Source organism: Plantactinospora mayteni (genome assembly GCF_016862935.1).
Taxonomy (GTDB): domain Bacteria; phylum Actinomycetota; class Actinomycetes; order Mycobacteriales; family Micromonosporaceae; genus Plantactinospora; species Plantactinospora mayteni.
On sequence record NZ_BONX01000044.1, the window covers coordinates 56,314 to 76,376 of the forward strand.

Below are 20,063 nucleotides of genomic sequence, written 5' to 3' on the forward strand. Positions count from 1 at the left end.
GGTCACCCGCCCTGCGCCGCGGTCAGCACCTCGACCCGGTCGCCGTCCCGGAGTAGCCGGGCCGGCCAGCCGCCGCGCGGCACCACCTCGCCGTTCACCGCCACCGCCACGCCCCGGTGCGCGCTGGTGATCCGCTGCACCAGGTCCGCCACGGTCAACTCGCCGGGCAGCCGCTGCTCGACTCCGTTCACGGTCAGCTCCACCGCGTCCTCCCCACCCTGCTCGTCCCGTCATCCGGCCCCGACTCCCCGCCGGGCACCGGCCCACCAACTGCTCCCACACCCGACCCCGACTCCCCGCCAGGCCCCGACCCACCAACTGCTCCCACACCCGACCCCGACTCCCCGCCAGGCCCCGACTCCCCGCCAGGCCCCGGCTCCCCGCCAGGCGCCGACCCACCAACTGATCCCGCGCCCGCCGGCCGCGCCGCCGGCATCGCACCCCCGACCGCCCCTGGCCGCCCTGGCCGCCCCGGCGGGACCGGCGCGCCGAACCAGGCCGGCGACAGCGGGACCGGCGCGCCGAACCGGGCCGGCGACAGCGGCGCGAGCGCCGGATCCGGTACGCCGGTGGCCAGCAGGTCGGCGACCAGGTCGGCGGTGAGCGGGGTGAGCACGATGCCATGCCGGAAGTGCCCGGTCGCGACCACCACCTCGGGCCGGCCCGGCAGCGGGCCGAGCAGCGGTACGTTGTCCGGCGTACCGGGGCGTAGCCCGGAGCGCGCCTCGACCAGCTCGTACTCGGCGAGGTCCGGGATCACGTCGGTGGCGGAGCGGAGCAGGTCGAGTACCGCCCCGGCGGTGACGTCGAGGTCGGCGCGCTCCTCGACGGTGGCCCCGACCACCACCTCGCCGTCGGTCCGGGGCACCAGGTAGACGTGCCGACCGTCGGCGTGGCCCCGGATCACGTGCCGGAACCCGGGTGTCGCCCCCCGGGGCGCGCGCAGCCGCAGGATCTGCCCCTTCACCGGCCGGACCGGCAGGCCGGTCAGCGCCGCCGTGCCGCAGCCGGCCGCGACGACCGTCACCGCCGCGTCCAGCTCCGCGAGCTGCCGGACCGGCCGGGACACCAGCGTCACCCCGGCGCGTTCGACGGCGACCCGCAGCGCGGCGACCAGCCGGCGCGGGTCGACCTGGTGGTCGCCGGGGGCGAGCGCGCCGCCGCGCAGCCGGGTGGTCAGCAACGGTTCGCGGTCCCGCAGCTCCGCCGGCCGCAGCGGGGTCACCGGCAGTCCCAGATTCCGCTGGTACGTCCAGAGCCGCTCCGCCTCGGCCAAATCGTCGGAGGTGAGTGCGACGGTCAGCGTCCCCTCGGTCCGGTAGCCCAGGTCCAGCCCGGTGTACTCGGCGAGTTCGGCGGCGAAGCCCGGCCAGCGGCCCGCGGACTCGACGAGCAGTCCGGTCAGTACCCGCTCGCCAAAGTAGCTCTCGGCGACCGGGGCGAGCATTCCGGCCGCCACATCCGAGGCACCCGAGCCGGGCGTGGCGTCGTACAGGCTGACCCGCAGGCCCCGGGCGGCGCAGCGCCAGGCGACGGCGAGCCCGATCGGCCCTCCGCCCACCACCGCCACGTCCGGCCGGCTGCCGCCTACCATCCGTCCGCCCCCGCACCCCGGCCCGACAGTGGGGAACCCCGCCGGGGGTCCCACCCCGGCGATGTTCCCCACTTCGGCTGGGGTGGGGGCGGGTTGGCGGTGAGCGCGGTCAGTAGGGCGGCGGTGGCCTGGGCCGGGTCGGCGGCGCCGGAGACGGCACCGACCACCGCCACCCCGTACGCCCCGGCGGCCAGCAGCGCGGGTACCCGTTCCGGGGTGATCCCGCCGATCGCGATCACCGGTACCGGCACCGCCGAGGCGACCCGGCGGATCCCCTCCGGGCCGATCGGCGCGGGCAGTCCGTCCTTGGTGGAGGTGGCGTGGCAGGGGCCGACGCCGAGGTAGCTGGCCCCGGCCTCGACCGCCGCCGTACCGGTCCGCGGGTCCCGGGCGGTCGCGCCGAGTACGGCGGCCGGGCCGAGTACCCGGCGGGCGGCGTCGACCGGCAGGTCCCGGGCCCCGACGTGCCCGCCCGCCGCCCCGATCGCCAGTGCCAGGTGCAGCCGGTCGTTGACCAGGCAGGACGCCCCGACGGCGGCACACCGGCGGGCGACCTCGACGGCCAGCTCGTACGCCGTCCGGTCGTCGGTGTCGTCCTCGACCCGGACCTGCACGACGAGTTCGGGGCCGGCGACCGAGAGGGCCGCGTCGACCACGGCGAGCGGGTCCCGCCCCGGCCGGGTGTCGGTGATGAGGTGAAGTCGTCCGATATGTAGCACGGCAACACTCCTCCCTGCGCCGGCATTACCCGGATCAGGTTCGACGGTCGGGGGCTCGACAGCCCCCCTCTCAGCCCGGTCCACCGGGCTCCCGTGGGTTACTTGAGGGCGAGCGTACGCGGCCGGTCACGGATCCGTAAAGGGCCACGACAAATCGCACAGCGTCAGCGTTCGACCACGTAACGCCGACCCGGGCCGGGCAACTCTCCGAACGCGACGGCGTTTCGCATCTCTGCCCGAGGCGGGACCGGCGGCCGGCGGATATGTCTGTCCTATCCGGATGATTCCACCTCGTTACGCAACCGTTACCTGAATTAACCTCACCGCCGTATTCCGAGCGGCCAGCAGCCGGCCCTAATTTGTTCAACGACAAGGCAAAATTCGACAGCCGGTGCTTCGGCGAGCTCCGGCCATACCCCCACACCCCGTGACGGTCTTCGGCGTACCGACCCGGGATCCCTGCTGTCCTCACCGGACCAAGGAGATCCTCCGTGTCCAGTCCCGGCCGCTCCGGCGGCACATCGCATCCCCCGCACCCCCACCGCAGACTCACCCGCAGCCTGGTCGGCGCGGCGGCGGCCGTACTCCTCGGCACGACCGTACTGGCCGCCACCCCCGCCTCGGCCGCCCCGCCCGCCCCGGCGGCGCTGCCGGCGCGGGCACCGGTCCAGGCCCAGGCCGAGCCCTTCAGCGTGCTGGTCTTCTCCAAGACGGCCGGCTTCCGGCACGACTCCATCCCGGCCGGCATCGCCGCCATCCAGCAGCTCGGCGCGGAGAACGGGTTCACCGTCGACGCCACCGAGGACTCGACGGCGTTCACCGACGCCAACCTCGGCAAGTACCAGGCGGTGATCTGGCTCTCCACCACCGGTGACGTACTGAACGCGGAGCAGCAGGCCGCGTTCGAGCGCTACGTCCAGGCCGGCGGCGGGTACGTCGGCGTGCACGCCGCCTCGGACACCGAGTACGACTGGCCCTGGTACGGCGAGCTGGTCGGCGCGTACTTCGCCTCGCACCCGGCCAACCAGCAGGCCACCGTCAAGGTCGAGGACCCCGCGCACGAGTCCACGGACGACCTGCCGGCGAAGTGGTCCCGGTACGACGAGTGGTACAACTTCCGCGACAACCCGCGCGGCGACGTACACGTGCTCGCCTCGCTGGACGAGACCAGCTACTCCCCCGGCGCCGGGGCGATGGGCCACGACCACCCGTTCGCCTGGTGCCAGGACTACGACGGCGGCCGGGCCTGGTACACGGCCGGCGGCCACACCCAGCAGTCGTACGCCGAGCCGGAGTTCCTGGCCCACCTGCTCGGTGGCATCCAGACCGCGGCCGGTGCGGTGGAGGCCGACTGCTCCGCCTCGCTGACCAGCAGCTTCGAGAAGATCACCCTGGACAGCAACACCAACAACCCGATGGAGCTGGACGTCGCCGCCGACGGGCGGGTCTTCTACGTCGAGCGGGACGGCCGGGTCCAGATCATCAAGCCGGACACCGGCACCACGGTCACCGCCGCCGACCTCGACGTCTTCACCGGCAACGAGGACGGGCTGATCGGCATCCGGCTCGACCCGGACTTCGCCACCAACAAGTGGGTGTACCTCTACTACGCCCCGACCGGCGGCGGCCCACGCAACTACCTCTCCCGGTTCACGGTCGTCGGTGACACCCTCGACCTGGCCAGCGAAAAGATCGTGCTCCAGGTGACGACGCAGCGGAACACCTGCTGCCACGCGGGCGGCAGCATGACCTTCGACAGCGCCGGCAACCTCTATCTGGCCACCGGTGACAACACCAACCCGTTCGAGTCGAACTCGTTCACCCCGATCGACGAGCGGCCGGGCCGGCAGGACTTCGACGCGCAGCGCAGCTCCGGCAACACCAACGACCTGCGCGGCAAGGTGCTCCGGATCCACCCGGAGGACGACGGGACGTACACGATCCCGCAGGGCAACCTCTTCGCGCCGGGTACCGAGAAGACCCGGCCGGAGATCTATGGGATGGGCTTCCGGAACCCGTTCCGGATCGGTGTCGACCCGAAGACCGACACCCTCTACGTGGCCGACTACGGCCCGGACGCCGGAGCGGCGAACCCGGACCGGGGCCCGGAGGGGACCGTCGAGTGGAACGCGATCGGGCAGGCCGGCAACTTCGGCTGGCCGTACTGCCACGGGGCGAACTACGCCTACAACGACTACCAGTTCCCGTCCGGGCCGAGCGGGGCGAAGTTCGACTGTGCCGCTCCGGTGAACAACTCGCCGAACAACACCGGGCTGACCAACCTGCCCCCGGCGATCCCGGCCACCGTCGACTACGACTACAGCGGCAACCCGCTCTTCCCGGAGATCGGCGGCGGCGGTGCCCCGATGGGGGGCCCGGCCTACCGGTACGACCCGGAGAACCCGTCCGAGCGCAAGTGGCCGGCGTACTACGACGGCAAGGCGATGTTCGGCGAGTGGAACCAGAACAAGATGTACGCCTTCCAGGTCACCGACGACGGCAGGTCGCTGGTCGACATCAACCAGTTGCTCACCGGGATGACCTTCATCCGGCCGATGGACTTCGAGTTCGGCCCGGACGGCGCGCTGTACCTGATCGAGTGGGGCAGCGGCTTCGGCGGCAACAACGACAACTCCGGGGTGTACCGGATCGAGTACATCGCCGGTGACCGGGCGCCGATCGCGGTCGCCACCGCCGACCCCACCTCCGGGCCCGCCCCGCTGACCGTGGCCTTCTCCAGCGAGGGTTCCCGGGATCCGGACGGCGGCCCGATCACCTACGCCTGGACCTTCGGCGACGGCGGCACCTCGACCGAGCCGAACCCGACGCACACCTACCCGGCGGCCGGCAACTACACCGCCCAGCTCACCGTCACCAACGACACCGGCCGGACGGCGGTGGCGAACGTACCGGTGACGGTCGGCAACACCGCCCCGACGGTGACCATCGAGTTCCCGCCGGACGGTGGTTTCTTCGACTGGGGCGACCAGGTGAAGTACACGGTCAAGGTGACCGACCCGGAGGACGGGGAGATCGACTGTGACCGGGTGACCCTCCAGTATTTCCTGGGTCACGACGAGCACGCCCACCCGCTGGACGACCAGACCGGCTGCACCGGCACGGTGCAGACCTCGCTCGCCTCCGGGCACGGCGCCGACGCCGACGTCTTCGCGGTCTTCGAGGCCAGCTACACCGACGGCGGCGGGGTCGGCGGCTCCAACCCGCTGACCGGGCGGGCGATCGAGCAGCTCCAGCCAAAGCGCAAGCAGGCGGAATACTACTCGGCGACCGGTCGGGCGCCGGACGGCGTCGGCGGCGGTGACCCGGGCGTGCAGACCCAGGCCACCACGGACGTCGAGGGCGGCTTCGAGAACATCGGCTGGATCGAGGACGGCGACTACTGGACCTTCGACCCGACCAACCTGACCGGCATCACCGGGTTCCGGTTCCGGGCCTCCTCGGCCGGCGGCGGCGCCCGGATCGAGGTACGGTCCGGCGCGGTCGACGGCCCGGTACTGGCCACCGCCACGGTGCCGGACACCGGCGGCTGGCAGACCTTCACCAACGCCACGGCAGAGCTGGCGACCCCGAGCACGGTAACTGGTCCCCTGTTCTTCGTGGCGCGCAACCCGGTCGGGGCCACCGGCACGGGTGCGATCCTCAACGTCAACTGGGTCGACTTCCTCGGTCGCGGCGTCACCGACAACGCGCCGCCGACGGTGACCGCCACCGCCACCCCGACCACCGGTACCGCGCCGGTCGCGGTGAGCTTCGACGGCACCGCCACCGACGCCGAGGGCGACGACCCGCTCACGTACGCCTGGGACTTCGGGGACGGGGGCACGGCGAACACCCTGGACGCCACGCACACGTACACCGGCCCGGGGACGTTCACCGCGACCCTGACCGTGACGGACGCGCGGGGCGCCGCCGCGTACGCCACGGTGACGGTGAAGGTGCAGGCGCCGAACACCTCCTGCTTCGGTGCCCGCTCGGACGACTTCACCGGCAGCGAGCTGGACAAGGCCCGCTGGTCGACGGTGGTCCGGGAGAACCAGCTCTACGGTGTACGGGGCGGCTCGCTCGTCCTGCCCACCTCGGTCGGCGACCTGTACGGCACCCGCAACGACGCCACCAACGTCGTACTGCAACCGGCGCCGAGCGGAAGCTGGCAGGCCACCACCAAGGTGAGCCTGGCGGCGGTCGCCGACTACCAGCAGGCCGGCCTGATCGTGTACGGCGACGACGACAACTACGCCAAACTGGACCTGCTGTACGGCGGCAACCAGCGGGTCGAGTTCATCCGGGAAACCGCCGGCACCCCGCGCAACGAGGGTGGCGACTCGGCGGCGGCACCGGCCGGTGACTCGATCTACCTGCGGCTGACCAGCGACGGAGTGAACCTGACGGCGGCCTTCTCGGCCGACGGGCAGACCTTCACCCCGGTCGGCCGGTCGGCGGCGCTGGCCGGCATCACCAACCCGAAGGTGGGGCTGTTCGCGCTGAACGGCGGCACCACCGCACCGGTGGTGGACGCCAGCTTCGACTGGTTCCAGATCACGCCGGACGAGCCGGCCGGCGAGGTGACCCCGAGCGACGAGTTCACCGGGACCAGCCTGGACAAGTGCCGGTGGGACGGGATCGTCCGGGAGGACCCGACGGCGTACAGGGTCGCCGACGGCGCGCTGCACGTCGACGTGCCGAACGGTGACATCTACACCGGCAACAACACCGGGCCGACGAACTTCATACTCCAGACCGCTCCCGAGGGCGACTGGACGATCGAGACGAAGGTCGACGCCAGCAGGCTGAACGAGCAGTACCAGCAGGCCGGCCTGATCGTCTACGGCGACGACGACAACTACCTGAAGTTCGACTTCATCGCCGACAACCAGGTGGGCCAGCCGGTGGCGCGGCGGATCGAGTTCCGCAGCGAGATCGGCGCGGCCGTGCAGGACCCGCAGCCGCAGATCACCAACCTCACCGAGTCGGTGTGGCACCTGCGACTGGCGAAGTCGGGTAACGCCTACACGGCTGCGTACTCGGCGGACGGGACGACCTGGACGGAGTTCCCGCCGCTGACCAACGCCGCGGTGGGTGCCACGCCGCGGATCGGTCTGTTCAGCCTCGGTGCGGCGCAGACCGCGTCGAAGACCGTCTCGTTCGACTACTTCCGGCTCAGCACGGAAGCTGTCGACGAGGCGGCCCCGGTGACCACCGCCACCGTGTCGGGGACCCCGACCGGCGGCTGGCACACCGGCCCGGTGACGGTGACCCTGGCCGCCACCGACAACGCCGGGGGCAGCGGGGTGGCCCGCACCGAATACCAACTCGACACCGCGACGACCTGGACGGCCTACTCTGAGCCGGTGCTGGTCGCCGGGGACGGGCCGCACACCGTGCGGTTCCGTTCGGTGGACGAGGCGGGCAACGTCGAGGAGACGAAGTCGGTCGAGGTGAAGATCGACGCCACCGCGCCGGTCAGCACCGCCGCGTTCGCCCCGCCGACCGACGACGGCTGGCACAGCGGCACCATCCCGGTGACGCTGGCCTCGACCGACGCCGGTGCCGGGGTGGCCAAGCTGGAGTGGTCGCTTGACGGCGGCGCCTGGACGGCGTACACCGAGCCGGTGAACGTGACCGGGGACGGGCAGCACGAGCTGCTCTACCGGGCCACCGACGGTGCGGGCAACGCCGAGACGCTCAAGTCGGCGATCCTGAAGATCGACGGCGTGAAGCCGACCGTACTGGTCTCCGGACTGGCCGACGGTCAGCTCTACGGCGACAGCCAGGACGTCCGGGTGAACTGGTCGGCGGTCGACCCGACCTCCGGCATCAAGGCGACGGTCGGCACCCTGGACGGTCGCCCGTACCAGCCCAACACCTTGCAGGCGATGTACGAGCTGCCGCTCGGCCTGCACGAGCTGACCGTGACCGCGACGGACAAGGCCGGCAACACGACGACCTCGACCGTACGGTTCTTCGTCACCACCTCGTTCCGGGACATGCAGATGCTGCTGGACCGGTTCAAGGCGACGAGTCGACTGTCGGCCAAGGGGCACAAGCAGTTGTCGAGCAAGCTCGACGCGGTCCGCCAGGCCGAGGCGAGCGGCAACGACAGCAGGGCGATCAAGCTGCTCGGCCAGTTCAAGGAACTCGCCGCGGACACCGGGCTGGTCACCGAGGCGGAGATCCGGGACGTACTGATCCGGGACGCCGACGCGATGATCGTCCGGCTGGGCGGCAGCCCGAGCGCCGCCGGGATCAGGGCCAACGACGGCAAGTCGGTGCAGGGCACCGGTCGGCTGGCCGAGGACCCGACCCGGGTGAAGCGGGGCGGAAGGCTCTGACCCGGTAGTTCGGCACGTCAGGTAAGCGCGGGGGCGGTCACCATCCGGCGGCCGCCCCCGCACCCGTCCGGCGAACCACCCGCCGGGAACACCCGTCCGGCGGACGACCCGCCGGGAACAGCCGTCCGGCGGACAACCCGCCGGGAACAGCCGTCCGGCGGACAACCCGCCGGGAAGGAGTACCCCGAATGCGACGTCGACCTCCTCCGAGAACACTGGGGTGGCGGGCGCTCGTACCGCTGCTCTGCGCGCTCTTCCTCGCCGCCGGGCTGGTCCCGGCGGCGCCGGCCGCCGCGCACGGCGACAAGATCAAGCTCGCCGTCGCCGGCGACGGCGCGACCGGGGTGACGGTGCAGGCCACCTACCAGGACGGCCATCCGGTGGACACCGGCGTACGGCTGGTGCTGACCGCCACCGCCGAGGGCGGCCGGACGGTCGGCCCGCTCCAGCTCAACCCGGCCGGCGAGGGCGAAGGCTTCTACACCACCGGACCGGTGCTCACCCCCGGCCCCTGGCAGGTCACGGTCACCGCACCGAAGCCGACCCCGGCCGAGGTACGCGTGGTCGTGCAGGCCCGCGCCGCCCAGGCCGCCCCACCGGCGCCCGCGCCGGATGCGGCCGGTGCCCCGGACCCGGCTGACACCACCACCTGGCTGTGGTGGGTGGCCGGGGCCGCGGTGGCGCTCGCCGCCGTCGCCACCCTCGGCGCCCTCCTGGTACGCACCCGCACCCGCCACCGCCCCTGACTCTCCCGGCCGCCTCCCCTCACCTGGACACCAGATGCGCTAACCGCCCGGCGTAGCGCATCTGTCGTCCAGGTCGACCGCAAACACTCGGACGGTGCCGAGCGGTGCGTCGCCCGTTGCCCGCACGCCGCTCCGGCAGCCGAGCGGCGCTGGGCCGACGGCGTTGGTGGACGGCGGCACCATTGGTGGACGGCGGCGTCGTTGCTGGACGGCGGGACGGTTGGTGGACGGCGGGACGGTTGGTGGACGGCCGCATCGCCGATGGACGGTGGTGTCGTTGGTGGATGGGGCAGCGGGCGGGCGGGGAGTGCGGCAAGCTGGCTCGATGCCTCGCTCGCCCCTGGTTCCGGCGCGGTTGGCGTTCCTGCCGTTCTCGGCCCGGGCGGCCGTGGCGGAGGGGCTGGTCACCCGGAGCATGCTGCGCAGCCGGGCCTGGCTCAGGCTGCTTCCCGACATCTACGTGCACCGCGACGGCTACCGGGCGGACGACCACCGGATGTGGTGCGACGCGGTCGCACTCACCCTGCCGCCCGGCGGCGCTGTCGGCGGGTTGAGCGCCGCATACCTGTGGGGCGTCGACCTGCTGGCCAGGAATGCCCCGGTCACCGCGCTGGTTCCGGGCGCCACCCGACCCCGCCCCCGGCCCCGGGTGCGCTGCACGCTCGCCCGCCTCCCGGCCGAGGACGTGACCCGGTTCGGCGGGTTGCCGGTCAGCACGCCACTGCGTACGGCCTTCGACCTGGGGCGGACGCTGCCGCGTACCGAGGCGGTGGTGGCGGTGGACGCACTGCTGAACCGTCGGGTGGTGAAGCCCGCCGCGCTGACCGACTACCTGGCGGCGCGTCCGGGCTGGCCCGGCGTACTCCTGTTGCGCGAGGTACTCGGCCTGGCCGAACCGCTCAGCGAGTCACCGATGGAGACCCGCCTCCGGCTCCTGCTCGTCGACGCCGGCCTGCCGGTGCCGATCGCGCAGCACGACGTGTACGACGCCCGGGGGCGGTTCGTCGGCCGGGTGGACCTGGCCTATCCCCGGCTGCGGATCGCGCTGGAGTACGAGGGCGACCACCACCGCGAACGGGCACACTTCCGCCAGGACGTCGCCCGGCTGAACGACCTCCGCGCCGCCGGTTGGGTCGTACTCCGCTTCACCGCCGACGACGTCCTGCGCCACCCCGCCCGACTCGTCGCCCAGGTGACCCAGGCCGTCCGGGAGCGCTCCGCCGCCGGCTCGGACACCCGCTCACCTGGACGCCAGATGCGCTAACCGTTCGGGATAGCGCCTCTGGCGTCCAGGTCGCCAGCATCGCCACCCGCACGGGCGGGCGCATCGCTGGCGGCACGAGGGCGGGCGCGTCGCTGCGGGCAGGCGGCTGTGCTGTCGGGGCGGGGTGCTCAGAGGAGGGTGCGGAGAGTGGTGAGGTCGTCGGGGGTGGGCTGCCAGCGGCCGGCGTCGGCGTTGGCGCGTACCTGGTCGGGGGTGGTGGCACCGGCGATCACCGAGGTCACCGCCGGCTGGGCGGCCAGGCCACCGATCGCGATGTCGAGCAGGGATCGGCCCCGCTCGGCGGCGTACTTCTCCAGGGCCTCGATGGTGTCCCAGGGAGCGGAGGCGAGCCGGGCGGCGTACCTCGGGCTGCTGCCGGCGAGCCGGCTGTCCGACGGCGGCTGCGCGCCCCGCTTGTACTTGCCGGTGAGCAGCCCGTCGGCGAGCGGGAAGAACGGCAACAGGCCGAGCCCGAAGTGCTGGGCGGCCGGCACCACCTCGGTCTCCACGCTCCGGTTCAGCAGGCTGTACTCGTTCTGCGCGCTGACGAAGGGCGTCCAGCCCCGGGTACGCGCCGTCCAGGCCGCGTCGGCGATCCGCCAGCCGGTGAAGTTGGAGTTGCCGAGGTAGCGGACCTTGCCGGCCCGGACCAGGTCGTCCAGCGCGCTCAACGTCTCCTCGATCGGCGTACCCGGATCGGGCTCGTGCAGCTGGTAGAGGTCGATGTGGTCGGTGCCCAGCCGGCGCAGCGACGCCTCGACCGCCCGCGCGACGTAGCGGCGGGCGCCCCGGGCGCCGTGGTCCGGCCCGTTCATCCCGGACATGCTCATGCCGAACTTGGACGCCAGCACGACATCGTCCCGCCGGCCGCGCAGCGCGGCGCCGAGTTGCTCCTCCGAGCCGCCGTGCGGCTCGCCGTAGATGTCGGCGGTGTCGAAGAAGTTGATGCCGGCGTCGAGGGCCGCGTCGACCACGGCCCGGGTGCCGGCGGCGTCGAGCTTGCGGCCGAAGTTGTTGCACCCGATCCCGACGACGGACACCACGAGCCCGGAGTCGCCCAACCGGCGGTAGGTCATCTCAGTCACGAGATCAACCCTATGTCGCCGGCCCCGGCCCGACACGCCGCACCGGAGTCCACTCACCCGGCCAGGGGACGACCATTCGAGAAAATGATTCGACGCCGATTCACGTATACGAATCAACTGACGTACCGGCGCGTCGCGTGCGTATGCCGAAAACTGCTATATCGTGGGCACGGATACGGCGACCTCTGCGATAACCCCGCCCATTCATGGTCGCCACCCGAGGCGCCGGAAGGCGGGTTCACATGGCGGTGAACGGCCGATTCGATCGGCCCGGCACGGAGATGTCCGTCGTCCCCGCCCAGGTCAGCAGGGACAGCAACGCACCGGTCGAGGTGACCGTCGTACTTCCCTGCTACAACGAGCAGGCGCACGTACTGGCGGAAATCGAGCGCATCTGCGCGGCAATGGACGCCAGCGGCCTGCATTACGAATTGCTGGCGATCGACGACGCCTCGACCGACGACACGTTGGAGATCCTGCGCGGGGCGGCCGGCCGATTTCCCCGGCTCCGGCTGCTGGCGTTCCACCGTAACGGTGGTTCCGGCACCGCCCGCCGGATCGGCACCGAACAGGCGCGCGGCACCATCGTGGTGTGGACCGACGCGGACATGACCTATCCGAACGAGCGGATCCCCGAGTTCGTCCGGCTGCTGCTCCGGGACCCGCATGTCGACCAGGTCGTCGGCGCCCGGACGAGTGAGCAGGGCAGCCACAAGTTCCTCCGGGTACCGGCGAAGTGGCTCATCCGCAAGATCGCCGAGCGACTGGCCGGCACCCGAATCCCCGACCTCAACTCCGGGCTGCGCGCCTTCCGCCGGGACGTGTCGCTGCCCTATCTCCGGCTGCTTCCGCCCGGGTTCTCCTGCGTCACCACGATCACGATGGCGTTCCTGCACAACCAGCATGACGTGCACTACCTGCCGATCTCCTACGCGCGCCGGTCGGGCTCGTCGAAGTTCCACTTCGTCCGGGACGCCTACCGCTATTTCCTCCAGGTACTCCGGATGGTGATGTACTTCAACCCGCTCAAGGTGCTGATGCCGCCGTCGCTGTCGCTGCTCGCCGTCGGCTCCGGAAAAGTCGTCTACGACCTGGTCGCGCACCCGGTCCGGATCGCCACCAACACGGTGCTGCTGCTCTGCGCCGGCCTGATCGTCGGCGCGGTGGCGCTGCTCGCCGACCTCATCGTGCGGTCCAGAATCGACTGGCCGCCCGGAAACCGCTCGTGAACGGAGCGGTGTCGGCCGGCACCGCGCTGCTCCGGGTCCGGGGGCTCGGCCTGCGGGTCCGGGACACGGTCGCCCGGGTACGCGAGAGCGGGCCGGCGCCGCCCGCCGGGCAATCGGAGGTGCCGGTCGACGAGCCGTCCGGCTCGGACGCCCGCCGGGTCGAGCGGCGGGGCTGGGCCGGCGTCGCCGCGATCACCGGCATCGTCGCGCTGACCTGGATCCCGCTGCTCGGCATGCCGTTCGGCGACAACCACCTGGGCCGGATCATCGGCCGGTACGCACTGCACCTGCGGAACCTCCAGGAACAGGGCATCCTGGGCTCGCACTTCGGTGCCGACTGGCTCCCGTACGCCTCGGCGCCGTACGCGCACCATCCGCCGCTGCTCAACCTGCTCACCGCGCTGACCGGTCTGCTGCCGGGCGACGACGAATACCAGGTGTGGCTGCCGGCGTACCTGCTGGCCCTGCTGATCATCCCGGCCGGCGCCGCACTGCTGCGCGGGCTCGGCCTGCGCTGGTCGGCGACCCTGCTGGCGCTCGGCCTGATGGTGGCCACCCCCTTCTACTGGGCCTACAGCCCGCTGATGTTCGACCTGGGGCCGATCCTGGCCCTCTCCGCCCTGGTGGTACGGCTGCGTGCCCGCCCCGATCCGGGCGGCCGGCTCGTCGCCGGAACCTGCGTCGCCGCGCTGCTCACCACCCTGGTCTCCTGGCCCGGCGTCGGGTTCGCGGCCGTACTCGGGCTGTGGCTGCTGGCGGCCCGCCGGGTCGACCGGGTGACGGTGCTGGTCGGCGCGAGCATGCTGGCCGGGGTCGTGCTCAGCCTCGCCTTCGTGGTCGGGGTGACCGGGATGACCATGCTCGGCGGGCAGGCCGAGCTGCGCAGTACCGGTGGTGGCTACACCGTCCGGCAGTTCCTCCGCCGGCAGTGGCAGTACGCGTACGACCTGCTGCCGGTCTGGTATATCGGCGCGCTGCCGATCGGTGCGGTCGTCGGACTGCTGGACCGGCGTACCCGGGTCTACCTGGCGATGGCGGTCACCTTCACCGCCGCCTGGATCCTCGGACTGCGCAACGGCGCCTTCGTGCACTCGTACTGGTCCTACCCGATCCTGGTGGTCGGGCTCGTCGGGATGGGTGTACTGCTGGACCGGCTCGTCGACCTGTTCCACGGCCGGTTCGACGGCCGGAACTGTGCAGACGGGCTCGACACGCAGGCCCGAGGGGACGGGTGGGACGGGTCCGTCCGAGGCGGCGGCTTCGACGGGTCCGCCCGGGAGGGCGAGGTCGGTAGTGGTTCGGGGGACGGTGGTGGTTCGGGGGACGGTGGTGGCTCGGGGGACGGTGGTGGGACGCCGGAGGCGGTGCGCCGGTTCGTCCGGACCAGGAGGCGGCTGGCCCGACGGCGGGTCCGGGTGACGGTGGCGGTGCTGGCCGGGACGGCGCTCGGGGCGTACCTCGGGGTGCTGGTCGTCGGACCGGACCGGCAGCGCCTGCTGGACGAACCGGCCCGGGCCGGCCGGCTCGTGGCCGAGCACCCGCCACCGGCCGGTCAGCGGTACGCCTGGGTCGCCGGCACGGGCGCCACCAGTCCACGGTGGCTCGCCTACTACTGGCGACTGAAGCCCCGGCTGCTCACCGCCACGACGTTGCACACCGAGCCGACCCGCCCCGAGGACCTGGTACTGGTCAACCTGGACAGGCGCCCGGACTGGCTGCCCGAGTCGGCCGAGACCCGGGCCGTGGCCCGCGACGGACCGTACGCCCTCTTCCCGGTCGCCGTCCTCACCAGCGCCGCCGACTCGTGATCCGATCGCCGTACCCAGCAGCGCCACCGGCCCGTGATCCGATCGCCGTGCCCTCGGCAGCGCCACCAGTTGGGGATTCCGGGCCAGGGAGGTGATCCCGGACGGGGCAGCTACGGTCTGGTCGCGAGCGCGACGAGTCCCGGGCCACGGTCTGGACGCATCCGCTGGAGGACGACGAACGGCGAGACGGCCAGCCGGATCGCCTCGCCGGCCAGGATCCCGCGCGGTTGCAAAATCCGCCCCGAGGTCGAGGTGCGCTCCTCCGCCGTCCCGCCCACCAGACCCGACCTCTCCGGCGCGTCCGGGGCGCTCACCGGGCCGAAAGCCGGCGTGGAACCGGGCTCGGCGGTGTTCGCGCGGGCGTCGCCAGTTCCGGCGGGGCGGTCGGCCCGGCGGCCCGCCCAGCGGTCCCGTACGGAGTCGAGCAGGTAGCCGAGCGGCCAGCCGTAGTGCACCATCCGTACGTCGGTGGCTCCGGCGTCGAGCAGCCGTTGCCGGAGCTGCCCGGCGGAGTACCGCCGGTAGTGCCCGACCAGGGTGTCCCAGGCACCGAACCGCTCCGGATCGGCGGGTACCGACAGCAGCAGGTGGCCGCCGGGCCTGACCAGGGTCAGCCACTCCGTCAGGACCGGCAGGTCGTCCGCGATGTGTTCCAGCACCTCGAAGGCGCAGACCAGGTCGTAACCGCCGGTCGCCGACACCTGCCGGTGATCCCCGTTCAGCACCGTCCCGCCCAGCGGGGTGATCCGGGCGTACGCGGTCGCGAAGCTGCGCGGGTCGGGTTCGGCCGCGGTGTAGCTGGCGAGCCGGGCCAGCCGGGTACCGACGGAGCCGAGCCCGCAGCCGAGTTCCAGGATGGTACGCGGCCGGCACTCCGCGACGATCCGGCGTACGACGTTCCAGCGCAGCGCCGCCCGGGGCGGCAGCGGCGGGTCGGCCGCCAGCGCGGTCATCCGACCCACCAGGCCGGGCCGGTGGTCAGGTTGCCGCCGGCCGGGGTCGGCGCGCCGGACCCGTCCGAGGTCGGCCCGCCGGACGCGTCCGGCGACGGCGTGGGTATGGCAGCGTCCCGCCGGACGGTGGGGTCGATCCGGTGTCGGACCGGCGTCACGACGGTCGCCGGCCAGAAGTGCTCGACGGCCCGCCGCCGGGCGGCCCGCCGGAACCGGGCGAGCCGGTCCGGGTCCCCGGCCAGTTCGCGGAGCGCGCTGGCCAGCGCGGCCGGGTCGCCGGCCGGCACGAAGACAGCCGCGTCGCCGAGCGCACGACGTTGCGGTGCGGTGTCGGAGGTGACGATGGCACACCCGGCGGCGGCGCCCTGGAACACCTTCGTCGGCACCACCCGGCCGGCCTTCGCCGTCTCGCCGAAGATGCCCAGCGACACGTGGTGCCCGGCGACGAGCGCGGGCAGTTCTCCGGCGGGTATCCAGTCGTGCCAGGTCACTCGCGGGTTGTCGGCGGCGGCCCGGCGGCAGGCCGGATGGTCCTGTCCGGTGCCGACCACGGTCACCTCGATCGAGTCGTCGGCGGCCAGCGCGGCCAGCGCCGCGCCCAGGGTCCGGGTGCCGTGCAACGGGGTGAACAGCCCGACGAAGACGACCCGCAGCCGCCACCGGCCGCCACCGGCCGGGCCACCGGGCCAGCGCTGTCGGACGGTACGGGCACCGGCGGCGAACCACTGGGCGCCGGCTCCGACGGGTACCACGATTCCCCGGTCCCGGGCCGGTGCCGGCAGCGCGGCGAGGTGCTCCGCGGTGTCCACCAACACGACGTCGGCCCGGCGCAGCGCGGCATCGTCGATCGCCCGCATCAGCCGTTCCCGGGCACCGCCGGCGCCGGCCAGTCCCCGGTCCCGGGCCGTACCGGCGGCCGAGACGAGGTGGTCCAGCACGATCGGCGTACCCCGGAACAGCAGCCGGGCCAGGTGCACGTCGAAGTGCCCGAGATAGCCGACCAGTACGGCGTCGACCGGGCCGGCGGTGCTGCCCCGCCGCTGCCGGAGGGCCCGCACCACCAGCAGGGTCCAGCACCGGGCCAGTTTGCCGAGGAGCAGCGGGAGCCGCCACGGCTGCCGGAGCACGGCTATCCGCGCGGCGGTGTCCAGGGTCAGCGGCTCGTTCAGCTCGATCACCTCGTCGCCGGCTCCCTGGAGCCCTTCGACGAGTACGCCGACCCGGGGGTGTCGCCGTACGTCATAGCTGCCGAACACCAGCCAGCGCACGAGCAGCAGCGTAACCCACCGTACGCCCACCAGCACGTTCCGTCGTCACGACTGGCGCGTCGCAGAATCCGCCGACCCCGCCCCCCGCACCTCCGACACCCCCAAGGACGAGGACCCAACCGACGGGGACCCAACCGACGGGGACCCAGCCGACGAGGACCCAGCCGACGGAGACCCGACCGATGCTGACTGCTCGGGTGCCGGGGACTCGGGTGACGGCGACTGCCGGGGTACCCGACCGGAGAGCTGGCGCCCCGACCACTGGACCGAGATCGCGACGGCCGGCAGGAGCAGGTCGACCAGGGTCAGCAGCAGCCGGGACAGCACGGTGGCGACCAGCGCGGCCGGCCCGGCGACGGTCGGCCCGAGCAGCAGGGGCAGCGCCACCTCCCGGGGGCCGACCCCGGCCGGCGCCACGGCCAGCAGGAACCCGACCGACCAGGAGCCGGCGAAGGCGCCGATCGAGCGGAGCAGCAGGTCCGGGCCGCCCACCCCGACGTCGGCCAGGAGCAGCCAGAGGTGCGTACCGTAGCCGAGCCAGGTCGCCAGCGACCAGCCGACGGCCCCGCCGATGCCGCGCAGGGTCAGCGGCCGGGGCATCGGCTCGCGGCGGGCCAGCCGGAGCAGCATGGCGAGGATCCGGTTGACCAGTGGCGGCCAGAGCACCAGCAGCGCGGGCGGGACGGCCAGCAGGATCCACCAGTAGTCGGCGACGGCCCGGTCGCCGAGCACCGGCAGGGCGACGGCGGTGAGCAGCAGGCCGGTGCCGAGCGTGACGAGCATCGCCAGTAACGCCGCGACCGCCGACGCCCGCCCCGGCACCCCGTACGCCCGGCCGAGCCGGGCCTGCACCAGGATCGGCCAGACCTTGCCGGGCAGGTACTTCGCCAACTGCCCGACGAAGAAGATCCGGGCCGCCCCGCGCAGTGGCAGTTCGGCGCCGAAGTCGGTCAGGATGGCCCGCCAGGCCAGGCAGCCGCAGAGCCCGCCGGCGACGGCGGCCAGTCCGGCCAGCAGCAGGCCCGGCACCGACAGTTCGCCGAGTACGGCCGGTACCTCGTCCCAGCGCCTCGCTACCGACCAGCCGACGAGGCCGAGGAACGCCCCGGTCACCGCGACCTGGGCGACCCTGCGCGCCAGCCGCCACCTGCCGGTTCTGCTCGGCATCACGGCACGGACGATACTCGGCGTGACGCCATCACCCCGGAGAGCCACGCGGCCGTCGGTGCCCCGACTGCCTCAGCGCCACCCCGGGCGCCGCCGACGGGGCTGAAGGTGCACCCCGTTCAGGCCACGTCCCAGACCGGTTCCGGCGTCTCGACCACCTCACCGTCGCCCCGGAAGTGAAGGAACCGGTCGAACGACCGGGTGAACCAGCGGTCGTGGGTGACCGCCAGCACCGTCCCCTCGAACGCCCGCAGCCCGGCCTCCAGCGCCTCGGCCGAGGCCAGGTCCAGGTTGTCGGTCGGCTCGTCCAGCAACAGCAGGGTCGCGCCGGAGAGTTCCAGCAGCAGCACCAGGAACCGCGCCTGCTGTCCACCGGAGAGCGTGCCGAACCGCTGGTCACCCTGACCGGCCAGCTCGTAGCGGTTCAGTGCCTTCATCGCGGTGTGCCGGTCCATCCCGGCCCGGTGGTCGTCGCCCCGCCACAACACCTCGACCAGGGTCTTGTCGAGCAACTCCGGCCGGTCGTGGGTCTGGGAGAAGTGGCCGGGCCTGACCCGGGCGCCCAATCGGGCCACCCCGCCGTGCCGGACCGGGGCCAGGACCAGACCGCCGTCCACCGGACCGTTGGCCGGGTCCGGGTCGGTGCCGCCCCGGGCGAGCAGGCGGAGGAAGTGCGACTTCCCGGTCCCGTTGGCGCCGAGCACGGCGACCCGGTCGCCGTACCAGACCTCCAGGTCGAACGGGAAGGTGAGGTCCTCCAGCTCGACCTGCTCGCAGACGATCGCCCGCTTGCCGGTACGCCCACCGGTCAGCCGCATCCGGATGTCCTGGTCCTTCGGCAGTGCGGGCGGCGGTCCGGCCTCCTCGAACTTGCGCAGCCGGGTCTGCGCGGCCTGGTAACGGGAGGCCATTCCACTGTTGTACGCCGCCTTCTGCTTGTACATCAGCATCAGCTCGCGCAGCTTCTGGTGCTCCTCGTCCCAGCGGCGGCGGTGCTCCTCCAGCCGGTCGTGCCGGGCGAGCCGGGCCTCGTGCCAACTGTCGAAGCCGCCGGGGTGCACCCAGGCGCTGCCGCCCTCCACCGCGACCACCCGATCGGCGGTACGGGCCAGCAACTCCCGGTCGTGCGAGACGTAGAGCACCGACTTCGCCGACTCCCGCAGCCGCCCCTCCAGCCAGCGTTTGCCCGGCACGTCGAGGAAGTTGTCCGGCTCGTCGAGCAGCAGCACCTCGTCGACGCCGCGCAACAGCAGCTCCAGGGCGAACCGCTTCTGCTGCCCGCCGGAGAGGGTGCGTACCGGTCGACTGCGGGTCTTCTCCCAGGGCAGCTCCAGCACGATCGTGGAGACGGTGTCGAAGAGCACCTCGGCGTCGTAGCCGCCGGCTTCGCCCCAGGCGGTCAGCGCCTCCGCGTACGCCAGTTGGGCCTTGCCGGCGGCGCTGCTGAACTTGCCGCGCACCTCGGCGGCGTGCAGCGCCGTCTCGGCCACCGCCAGCCGCTCACCCGCCGCGCGCAGCCCGGGTGGCGAGAGCGAGAGTACGAGGTCGTGCAGTGTCGACTCGTCGCCGATCATGCCGATGAACTGCCGCATCACGCCCAGCCCGCCGGAGCGGGCGATGGCTCCGGTCCGGGTGGGCAGGTCTCCGGCCACCATCTTCAGCAGGGTGGTCTTGCCTGCGCCGTTCGGCCCGACCAGGGCGATCTTGGCGCCCTCGCCGACCCGGAACGAGACGTCGGCGAACAACTGCCGACCATCCGGCAGGATGTACCCGACTCCGGCGACGTCCACATAACCCACGTCGGCATCCTGCCCCAACCACCCCACCCGACGACACCCGGTTTCGGCGCGGTGACGCCGGGTCCGTTCCGCTGGGCGCGG

The 20,063-nt window shown here is 72.8% G+C and carries 11 protein-coding genes, 2 pseudogenes and 1 riboswitch; of the genes and pseudogenes, 5 read left to right on the forward strand and 8 right to left on the reverse strand.

The window, feature by feature from the left end; genetic code table 11:
- Positions 1–2: 2 nt before the first annotated feature.
- From thiS to thiE, 3 genes and pseudogenes are all read right to left on the reverse strand, one after another.
- Complete coding sequence (gene thiS, locus Pma05_RS28855; protein WP_203860643.1) at positions 3–203, reverse strand: sulfur carrier protein ThiS; 201 nt, start codon at positions 201–203, stop codon at positions 3–5.
- Between the two features lie 269 nt (positions 204–472).
- Positions 473–1,594, reverse strand: a pseudogene (thiO, locus tag Pma05_RS28860) (glycine oxidase ThiO); the annotation flags it as partial.
- A gap of 98 nt (positions 1,595–1,692) precedes the next feature.
- Positions 1,693–2,313 (reverse strand): annotated as a pseudogene (gene thiE / locus Pma05_RS28865) (thiamine phosphate synthase); the annotation flags it as partial.
- Positions 2,308–2,418: riboswitch (TPP riboswitch) on the reverse strand. Its footprint overlaps the pseudogene before it by 6 nt.
- 386 nt (positions 2,419–2,804) lie before the next feature.
- Between thiE and Pma05_RS28870 the strand changes: the two are divergent.
- The 3 genes from Pma05_RS28870 (at position 2,805) to Pma05_RS28880 (ending at position 10,673) form a co-directional block, all read left to right on the forward strand.
- Positions 2,805–8,663 (forward strand): ThuA domain-containing protein, encoded by a 5,859-nt coding sequence (locus tag Pma05_RS28870; protein WP_239313301.1) that lies wholly within the window; start codon positions 2,805–2,807, stop codon positions 8,661–8,663.
- Positions 8,664–8,851: 188 nt separating this feature from the next.
- Complete coding sequence (locus tag Pma05_RS28875) at positions 8,852–9,409, forward strand: hypothetical protein (protein ID WP_239313303.1); 558 nt, start codon at positions 8,852–8,854, stop codon at positions 9,407–9,409.
- Between the two features lie 325 nt (positions 9,410–9,734).
- Positions 9,735–10,673 carry a type IV toxin-antitoxin system AbiEi family antitoxin gene (locus Pma05_RS28880; RefSeq protein ID WP_203860645.1) on the forward strand — a complete coding sequence of 313 codons (939 nt, stop codon included), beginning with the start codon at positions 9,735–9,737 and terminating at the stop codon, positions 10,671–10,673.
- Between the two features lie 128 nt (positions 10,674–10,801).
- On the opposite strand, the gene Pma05_RS28885 is transcribed toward Pma05_RS28880, so the two are convergent.
- Positions 10,802–11,749: an aldo/keto reductase gene (locus Pma05_RS28885; RefSeq protein WP_203860801.1), complete on the reverse strand. Its 948-nt coding sequence runs from the start codon at positions 11,747–11,749 to the stop codon at positions 10,802–10,804.
- Positions 11,750–12,039: 290 nt separating this feature from the next.
- Between Pma05_RS28885 and Pma05_RS28890 the strand changes: the two genes are divergently transcribed.
- Together Pma05_RS28890 and Pma05_RS28895 are read left to right on the forward strand one after the other, a co-directional pair.
- On the forward strand, positions 12,040–12,987 hold the full coding sequence (locus Pma05_RS28890) for a glycosyltransferase family 2 protein (RefSeq protein ID WP_203860646.1): 948 nt from the start codon (positions 12,040–12,042) through the stop codon (positions 12,985–12,987).
- Positions 12,984–14,795 (forward strand): hypothetical protein, encoded by a 1,812-nt coding sequence (locus tag Pma05_RS28895; protein WP_203860647.1) that lies wholly within the window; start codon positions 12,984–12,986, stop codon positions 14,793–14,795. The genes Pma05_RS28890 and Pma05_RS28895 overlap by 4 nt, the downstream gene beginning before the upstream one ends.
- A gap of 110 nt (positions 14,796–14,905) precedes the next feature.
- On the opposite strand, the gene Pma05_RS28900 is transcribed toward Pma05_RS28895, so the two are convergent.
- From Pma05_RS28900 to Pma05_RS28915, 4 genes are all read right to left on the reverse strand, one after another.
- Positions 14,906–15,748: a class I SAM-dependent methyltransferase gene (locus Pma05_RS28900; RefSeq protein WP_203860648.1), complete on the reverse strand. Its 843-nt coding sequence runs from the start codon at positions 15,746–15,748 to the stop codon at positions 14,906–14,908.
- The gene (locus Pma05_RS28905; RefSeq protein WP_203860649.1) at positions 15,745–17,016 is read right to left on the reverse strand and encodes a glycosyltransferase; all 1,272 of its coding nucleotides are present in this window, start codon (positions 17,014–17,016) and stop codon (positions 15,745–15,747) included. The genes Pma05_RS28900 and Pma05_RS28905 overlap by 4 nt, the downstream gene beginning before the upstream one ends.
- 45 nt (positions 17,017–17,061) lie before the next feature.
- A complete protein-coding gene (locus Pma05_RS28910; protein ID WP_203860650.1) occupies positions 17,062–18,183 on the reverse strand; it encodes a lysylphosphatidylglycerol synthase domain-containing protein in 1,122 nt (373 codons plus the stop codon).
- 119 nt (positions 18,184–18,302) lie between these two features.
- Entirely contained in the window at positions 18,303–19,982 is a 1,680-nt protein-coding gene (locus Pma05_RS28915) for an ABC-F family ATP-binding cassette domain-containing protein (protein ID WP_203860651.1), read from the reverse strand.
- Positions 19,983–20,063: the final 81 nt, after the last annotated feature.